Source organism: Nostoc cf. edaphicum LEGE 07299 (genome assembly GCF_015207245.1).
Lineage (GTDB): Bacteria > Cyanobacteriota > Cyanobacteriia > Cyanobacteriales > Nostocaceae > Nostoc > Nostoc edaphicum_B.
On record NZ_JADEXF010000149.1, the window covers coordinates 1 to 7,407 of the forward strand.

Genomic DNA, 7,407 nt, shown 5'->3' on the forward strand with positions numbered 1-7,407 from the left:
ATTTCTGAATATCCGAACGCAATACATAAAACTTCTTCTTTCTCCCCTGCTCCTCTGCTCCTCTGCACCCCTGCTGCCTCAACGATTTTCCCTTTACAAGCGTGCCATTCGACTCTTTACCCAAAGTCTCTCACGCTTCGTCTCTCAATAAACTAGGGTCTGTCTCTAACAAAGACATCAAGCCTTTGAAACGTTTATGCTGTGCTAACCATTTTTTACAAACTTCTTTAGTAAGCTGTATCTCTTCTTGTGTCAAAGCTTCATCAGGCTTCTGTAGCGCTAAAATCTCAGATGCTTTTCTTGCTTTTTCATATTCCACACCGAATTTGACTAATTGTGTATGAAATAATTTTTGTTTTTCCTCGACCGTCAGTGGAAATTTTTGTTGCATCAGTAAAAGATTGTTGAAACTTCAAATCTGAAGTATCTAAATGAGTTTACAATTTTAAAAAATATACGTTTTTAAGCTTCTTAACTTCTACTCTTGGATAGATGAGTCAACAAAACTTAATTATTTCTTAATACTTCAATTTACCATTAAAACTGCCATTTGGAAGTTTTTGAAGTTCCCGAATGCATTGATTGTCTTGCCAGATGGAGGCTGCTTGCCCATTTTCAGCTTGGCAAGGACACATTTTTTTACTAGCAAGTAAAGCTTTTAAGGTTTCGTATCAATTATGCTATTCAAAAAAGCCGCGCCACATTTGATAAATGCGTTGGCGTAGCTCGCCGCAGGCATCGCCGAACCTAACCTAATCTCTTTGTTCCCGCAGAGAAGACAATCCTCTCAATCCCCAATTCCTTGTTGCGTCTGTAGTGACTCTGGGAATAATAAATTACTGCTCATGCTGACACACAGGGAACTAAACAAAAGCTGTTTAGCTAAACTTTAGAGATAAATTCAGGTATGAACCATCCTAGTTTCTTAGATAACCACGCGGCAAAACAAAATACGCAGCAAAACTTCTCCTTGGCATTTCTGCATCAGACGCTCAACAGTATATCTGACCCAATTTTTGTCAAAGACCGTCAACATCGCTGGGTATTAGTTAACGATCGCTACTGTGATTTTGTCGGTCATAGCCGAGAAGAATTAATTGGTAAGTCAGACTATGATTTTTTTCTGCAAGCAGAAGCTGATGTGTTGCGGGAAAAAGATGAATTAGTTTTCACCACAAATATTACTAATGAGAACCAGGATATTTTTACTGATGCTCAGGGTATAACCCATCTCATCTCTACAAAAAAGTCTTGCTTTGAGGATGAGACTGGTAATAAATTTTTGGTAGGTAGTATTAGAGACATCATTTTACAGAATGAAGCGGGGAAAGTTCTGAGTGTGGCTGGCAGAGTTGCTGATACTACCGATCTTATGAAAACCTGCGAGGCACTTCGGGAAACCCTAGAAGAACTCCAAGTAGTTGAAGAAGAACTGCGCCAACAAAACAAAGAATTAGCGATCGCTCGTGAAACGGCTGAATTAGAGCATCAGCGTTACCAGGATTTGTTCGATCTCGCCCCAGATGCTTACTTGGTGACTGATGTAGCCGGCATCATCAAAGAGGCTAACTATGTAGCCGCAGCCTTACTATCTGTGAGACAAAAATTTCTGGTAGGTAAACCATTCATCCTGTTTATTGCTGAATCAGGCCGCCAAACCTTCATGAACCAACTGGCAAGTTTGCAGCAAGTGCAGGATTGGGAAATCGATCTACAGCCACGAAGAGGTACAGCCTTTCCGGCTCGGATCAAAATGGTTGCGATGTATGCACAGGGTCAGCAGGTCGGCTGGCGTTGGTTGCTTGGCGACATCAGCGAACAGCAAGCTGCACTGCGCGATGTCTACGACGAGCTTCGCTTACGCCAGCAAGCAGAGAAAGACCTACACCGTATTAATGCTGTACTCCAAGCTCAACAAGAAGCTTCCATCTATGGGATTCTAATTGTAGATGAAAATCTTACAGTTACATCATTTAATCAGAAATTCTCTCAATTATGGCAAATTCCTGCGGCACTGCTCCAAGCAGGGAGCGATCGCCAACTCGTGGAATGGGTACTAAACCAACTAGTAAATCCAGACGAGTTTGTAGCTAAGGTGGAGTATCTTTACCAGCATCCAGAAGAAAGCAGCCGTGATGAAATTTTCCTCAAGTCTGGAAAGATTTTTGAGCGTTATTCTGCACCCGTGCGTAAACAGCTAGGGGCTTGCGATCGGACATCACTTGTAGAAGACTATTACGGTAGGATTTGGTATTATCGCGACATTACTGAATACAAGCAAGCAGAGGCAGAACTCAGGGCTTCAAAGCAAAGACTGGCGTTGCTGATTGAACAAACACCTTTAGCCATTATTGAATGGAATACCAACTTTGAGGTTCAGACATGGAATCGGGCAGCAGAAAGAATCTTTGGGTACACCGCAGAGGAAATGCTGGGGAAACATTTTGATATCGTAATACCTGAAAACATCAAAAAACAAGTAAATGAAATTATCACTGCCCTGTTAACACAACGTGGAGGAGGTTTTAGTGTTAACGAGAACGTCACTAAAGATGGTAGGACGATGGTCTGTGAGTGGTATAACAACCCATTAGTGGCTCCTGATGGTCAGGTGATTGGCGTTGCCTCAATGGTGTTAGATATCACAGAACGCAAACGAGCTGAAGAGGAACAGCAAAAATTTGTAGCATTGATTGAAAACAGCAGCGACTTTATTGGCATTGCTTCAATGGAAGGGCAAGTTCTCTATGTGAACCCCGCCGGACTCAAAATGGTGGGACTTAGTAGCCTGGAAGCAGCCAAAACCAAATTCTTGGTTGATTTTTATTCACCAGAAGCTTTTGCAGAGTTTCAGCAACAAATTATTCCTTTAATGTCTCAACATGGTTTCTGGCAAGGCGAGTTTCGCCATCGGCATTTTCAAACGGGCATAGAAATTCCTACTGATTGCAGCCTGTTTATGGTTAAACATCCTGAAACAGGAGAGCCTTTCTGTCGGGTAGCTGTTGTTAGAGACATCACAGAACGCAAACAAGCCAAGGAAGCCCTGCTAAAGTCGGAAGCGCAACTCAGACAACAAGCCCAAGAACTTAAAGTTGCACTTTGCGAACTTCAAAACACCCAAACTCACTTAATTCAAACTGAAAAGATGTCCAGTTTGGGTCAACTAGTTGCAGGAGTGGCACACGAAATCAACAACCCAGTCAATTTTATCTATGGCAACCTCACTCCTGCCAAGGAATACACCCAAGATTTACTTTCACTGTTGCAACTTTACCAAAATAATTATCCCGAACCTGTGCTAGAAATTCAGGATTTTGCAGACCAAATCGAACTAGATTTTTTGAAATCAGATTTACCACAAATAATCAATTCAATGAAAGTTGGGGCAGACCGGATTCGTGAGATTGTGCTTTCCCTGCGAACGTTTTCACGCTTGGATGAAGCTGAAATGAAAGCTGTTGATATTCATGAGGGAATCGACAGTACTCTGATGATTTTGCAAAGTCGCCTCAAGGATAATGACCAACGCCCGACAATTGAAATAATCAAAGAATACGGCAAACTACCGCTGGTTGAATGTTACGCTGGGCAGCTAAATCAAGTATTCATGAATATTTTGTCAAATGCGATCGATGCACTTGAAGAGTCATTTGTCATTTGTCATACCCTGCGGGAAGGCGAAGCGCCTATGTCATTAGGAAACAACTCTAAACAAAGGACAAATTACAAAGGACTAATGACTTCTCCGATAATTTGCATTCGCACCAAACTACAGGAGCCAAATCAGGTAACAATTAAGATTAGCGACACTGGATTGGGAATACCAGAAGATGTTAAAAAACAACTATTTGATCCCTTCTTTACCACCAAGCCCATCGGTCAAGGTACAGGAATGGGTCTTGCCATTAGCTACCAAATCATTACAGAAAGACATGGCGGTTCCTTAGAATGTTTTTCGCAGCTAGGACAAGGCGCTGAGTTTGTGATTAAAATTCCCCTGATCCAGAGTACATCAACATAATTCGTAATTGATAATACTCGCCTATGGCGAGAAGTAAGCTACGTAATTCGTAATTTTAAAAACTCGATCCCGTGAGTAAAAAAAAGCATTTCTGCTGCCAATAGCTACTTTCCCTCTAAAAGTAGTAATTACGAATTACGAATTACAAATTACAAATTATCTAAATGCCTCCACTTCTTCAGGAACCTTCATTTGGTCGAGAATTCTCCAGATTTCTTGTAACATCGGCTCTAACCCGGTGCGAGTAACTGCTGAAATCACAAAAACCGGGGCGTAGGAGAGATGATTCAGCTGGGTGGCTAACGCCTCCAAATCGACAGTTTCGCGATCGACTGCATCAATTTTATTCAGCGCCAAAATTTGCGGGCGTTCTGCTAAACCCCGTCCATAAGCTTGTAATTCTTCCTTAATTGTGTTGTAGTCTCTAACCACATCATCACTAGTGGCATCAATTAAGTGAAGTAACACTCGCGTGCGCTCAATATGGCGTAAGAAATCGTGTCCCAGTCCTGCACCTTGAGACGCGCCCTCAATTAGTCCGGGAATGTCGGCGAAAACAGTACCATCACCTGTAGGTTTCCGCACTACACCCAAATTTGGGATGAGGGTAGTGAAGGGGTAGTCTGCGATTTTCGGACGTGCAGCAGATAAAGATGAAATTAAAGTGGATTTACCAGCATTTGGTAAGCCAATAATCCCCACTTCTGCCAAAAGTTTCAACTCTAGGCGCAGCTGCTTTATTTCTCCTGGTAATCCTGGGAGGGCATATTCTGGGGCGCGGTTACGGTTGCTCAAGAAATGCTGATTTCCCAGTCCGCCTTTACCACCTTGGGCAATTCGCAAAGTCTGCTTAGGTTCAATTAAATCTCCCAGCAATTCGCCAGTTTCAGCATCATAAATGGTTGTACCGCAGGGAACTTCGATAATTAAATCCTTTCCTGCTGCCCCAGTGCAGTTATTTGGCCCGCCACGAGTACCCTTTTCTGCCTGAAAGCGATGGTTGTATCTGAAGTCCAACAAAGTTTGTAGGTTTTCTTCGGCAACGAAAAATACCGAACCACCTCGTCCCCCATTACCACCAGAGGGGCCGCCAGTCGGCACGTATTTCTCTCGCCGGAAAGCGACAATACCATCGCCGCCTTTACCAGCTTCAACTTCAATTTTTGCTTGATCGATAAATTGCATCTTTCTAGAGTCCTGTTAGCGGATAGCTGGCTTTGAGCCATTGCTGAGTTATAGGCGAGTTATAAATTATAAGTTTTAAAATCTCATTTCTCACTACTTTACTTGTAACTCACACTCCCTCTTCCCCTGCTCCTTTTGCTCAAGATATGGGAATATTATAAAGTTGTAGCTAACCGCCTACGTAGAGGTTTAAAGTGGATACCATTGCAATTCCTGCTCTAGATCGGCCAGTGGATGCCACGGTAGAAATTCCTGGTTCTAAAAGTCTTACCAATCGGGCGTTGCTTGTCGCAGCTTTGGCGCAAGGTGACTCCATTTTAGAAAATGCCTTATTTAGTGAAGACAGCGAGTATTTTGCTAAATGCGTAGAGCAATTGGGCATTCCCATTACTTTGAATCCTCAACTGGCACAAATTCAAGTGGCGGGAAGGGGAGGCGAAATTCCAGCTAAACAGGCAGATTTATTTGTGGGTTTGGCAGGTACAGCAGCACGGTTTATTTCGGCGCTGGTAGCACTGGGAAATGGCGAATATCGCCTAGATGGGGTTCCCCGGATGCGAGAACGACCGATGGGCGACTTGTTGACGGTGCTGCAAACGGGTGGAGCAACCATTAACTTTGAAGGAAACTCAGGGTTTATGCCCTACACCGTCTATAGCCAGGGATTCGCTGGCGGAAATTTTCGGGTGAAAGCGAACCAAACAAGTCAGCAACTTTCGGCATTACTGATGATTGCGCCTTATGCTCAACAAGACACAATTGTTGAGGTTGAAGGTACGCTGGTTTCTCAGTCTTACGTCAAAATGACCTGTCGTCTGATGGCAGATTTTGGCGTGGAGGTGATTCAAATTGGCGATAATAAGTTTCAGATTAAAGCAGGTCAACGTTATCAAGCTCGACATTACACAGTAGAACCCGATGCGTCAAATGCTTCTTACTTTTTTGCCGCCGCCGCTGTCACGGGTGGACGGGTGCGGGTAAAACATTTGACCAAACAATCTTGTCAGGGTGATATTCTTTGGCTGAATGTTTTAGAACAAATGGGTTGCCAAATTAAGGATGCGGATGATTACACCGAAGTGACGGGGCCGAAGCAATTGCAAGGCATCGACATTGATATGAATGATATATCGGATCTAGTGCAAACATTAGGAGCGATCGCACCCTTTGCTAGTTCACCGATTACCATTCGGAACGTGGAACATATTCGATATAAGGAAACTGACCGAATTAAAGCTGTTGTTACAGAGTTACGTCGGCTAGGAGTTCAAGTTGAAGAATTCGCAGATAGACTGAAAATTGAGCCTGGCCCCATTACCCCAGCAGCGATTGAAACCTATCACGATCATCGAATGGCGATGGCTTTTGCTGTCACTGGCTTGAAGGTTCCAGGGATTGTAATTAAAGATCCTGGTTGCACAGCGAAGACTTTTCCAGATTACTTTACCCGATTCTTCCAAATGCTCGAACAATAAAAGCTATTTTCGCTAAAGGATAATAATTTAGTTAAAACGACAAATAATATAGCGGTTCTCGGTTGAATAAGGTATAAGAACCCTACCCCTAACCCCCTCCCCGCAAGCGAGGAGGGGGGACTGGAGTCGGTGAAAGGCTTGGGGTTTTGATTTTGGGTCATTTGCGATCTTGGTGGTTAGCTAATTAATATTTCATGTATTATTCCCAGCGATCGCACTCTCCCAACTTTTCAAAACTCTGGCATAATCAAACATGGCCGCAGTTTCAAAACTAATGTAAATTACGCCAATGTCCAACGGCAAGTATCATCAGCCCATTGTCATATATTAATTTAAATGAATAATTGTTACAAAATAGTAACCAATTTTTGGGAATATCACCCAAGCTAATTAAAAGGTTTACGCCAACTAGATATTTTAATAGAATAATCTCATCAAAAGATTCGCAGAAATATCAATGGACTGGATTACACTACTGCGATCGCTACAGTCTGATTTTATTAAAAGGTTAGCATCTGGTTGTCTGCTTCATTGTGAAACAGAAGGTCAATATAGTGAATTAGCTATAATTTCTGGAGAGAGATTAAAGGCACTACGGGAATTTTGCTGGCAGATGGCTGAAAAATATAAGCGTGTTTTACCAGTGCGTGATGTTTTTCTTAGCTATCTCAAAGGGAAGTTGGGTGAGGAAGTTGTCAAAGAACGTTTAGCTGATTTTATTAC

The 7,407-nt window shown here is 42.7% G+C and carries 4 protein-coding genes and 1 pseudogene; 3 read left to right on the forward strand and 2 right to left on the reverse strand.

What is annotated here, in order from left to right; genetic code table 11:
* Positions 1 to 130 precede the first annotated feature (130 nt).
* Positions 131 to 391: a hypothetical protein gene (locus IQ229_RS06450; RefSeq protein ID WP_194042289.1), complete on the reverse strand. Its 261-nt coding sequence runs from the start codon at positions 389 to 391 to the stop codon at positions 131 to 133.
* 516 nt (positions 392 to 907) lie between these two features.
* Between IQ229_RS06450 and IQ229_RS06455 the strand changes: the two genes are divergently transcribed.
* Positions 908 to 4,024, forward strand: a complete 3,117-nt coding sequence (locus tag IQ229_RS06455; RefSeq protein ID WP_194042291.1) for a PAS domain S-box protein — start codon at positions 908 to 910, stop codon at positions 4,022 to 4,024.
* A 156-nt stretch (positions 4,025 to 4,180) separates the two neighbouring features.
* Here the strand turns inward: IQ229_RS06455 and obgE are convergent, their stop codons facing one another.
* Positions 4,181 to 5,209 (reverse strand): GTPase ObgE, encoded by a 1,029-nt coding sequence (obgE, locus tag IQ229_RS06460; RefSeq protein ID WP_194042293.1) that lies wholly within the window; start codon positions 5,207 to 5,209, stop codon positions 4,181 to 4,183.
* 194 nt (positions 5,210 to 5,403) lie between these two features.
* Here obgE and aroA point away from each other — a divergent pair, with 194 nt between their 5' ends.
* Positions 5,404 to 6,684, forward strand: coding sequence for a 3-phosphoshikimate 1-carboxyvinyltransferase (gene aroA / locus IQ229_RS06465; RefSeq protein ID WP_194042295.1), 1,281 nt, complete (start codon positions 5,404 to 5,406; stop codon positions 6,682 to 6,684).
* Positions 6,685 to 7,141: 457 nt separating this feature from the next.
* Positions 7,142 to 7,407 (forward strand): annotated as a pseudogene (locus IQ229_RS06470) (tetratricopeptide repeat protein); the annotation flags it as partial.